The sequence below is a fragment of the Pseudomonas sp. DCB_BI genome (assembly GCF_026240995.1).
GTDB lineage: Bacteria > Pseudomonadota > Gammaproteobacteria > Pseudomonadales > Pseudomonadaceae > Aquipseudomonas.
This window is the reverse complement of the sequence record NZ_JAPFCG010000054.1, coordinates 1-1,114: the sequence shown is the minus strand read 5'-3', so window position 1 is coordinate 1,114 and position 1,114 is coordinate 1. Positions and strand designations below refer to the sequence as shown.

At 60.2% G+C, this 1,114-nt stretch carries 1 protein-coding gene; it reads left to right on the top strand.

The window, feature by feature from the left end; genetic code table 11:
• Nucleotides 1–56: 56 nt before the first annotated feature.
• Entirely contained in the window at nt 57–1,085 is a 1,029-nt protein-coding gene (locus tag OO258_RS27250) for an IS30 family transposase (protein WP_039615380.1), read from the top strand.
• Nucleotides 1,086–1,114: the final 29 nt, after the last annotated feature.

Sequence of the window (1,114 nt, the reverse complement as noted above, 5' to 3'; positions counted from 1 at the left end):
GGGCGGCCGCGAAAACTGAGTGCAACACCTGACCTTTCCGGTACCGTGCTGCCCCTATGTCCTATTCCGAACTCAGCGTTGAAGAACGCGCCACCATTCAAATCGGCCGTGCCCAAGGGTTCAGCCTACGCAAGATTGCTTGCTTGATCACCCGATCCCCTTCGACCATCAGTCGCGAGCTGCGCCGCAATCGAGATGCCTGTGGCAGCTACTCGGCCCGCGTGGCCCAGCAGCAGATGCAGGCCCGCCGCCAACGCTGTCGACCGAAACGAAAGCTGTTGCCGGGTAGCGAGCGCTTCAAGTTGGTGGCCCACATGCTGCGTAAGCGTTTGTCTCCCGAGCAGATTGCCGGCAAGCTGCGCAGCATGACCATACCCAACCTCAGAGACGCCTACGTCTGTCGTGAGACGATCTATAACGCGATCTATGCCTTGCCGGTCGGCGAGTTGCGCAAGGAGCTGATCGTCTGCCTGCGCCAAGGCAAGACGACGCGCCGGCCGCGCTCTGGTGGCGTGGATCGGCGCGGCCAGATCCCTGAAATGGTCAGCATTCATGTGCGCCCGCCAGAGATCGAAGACCGGCTGATGCCGGGGCATTGGGAGGGCGACCTGATCAAGGGTAAGGCCAACGCCTCGTCGGTAGGCACGTTGGTGGAGCGCACCAGTGGCTACCTGATGCTGGTGAAGATGAACGACGCAACGGCGACCTCGGCGATGGAGGGCTTCAGTGCAGCGCTTAATGGCATGCCGCTGGCGATGCGCAAGAGTATGACCTACGACCAGGGCCGGGAGATGGCGCGACATGCCGAGATCACCCAAAGAACCGGCGTGGCGATCTACTTCTGCGACCCGCACAGCCCCTGGCAGCGCGGCAGCAACGAAAACATCAACGGCCTGATTCGCCAGTACTTGCCCAAGGGGACTGACTTGTCGGTACACAGCCAAGAGCAATTGAATGCCATCGCCTTGGAACTGAATATGCGCCCCCGTAAACGCTTTGATTTCAAGTGCCCGATCGAAGTCATGGGCGAGGTGATGCAGGAAGCCTTGGTTATGCGGCATGATGCTCCAGCTTTAATTCAATAACCGTGTTGCACTCAGCTCCTGCAACCGCC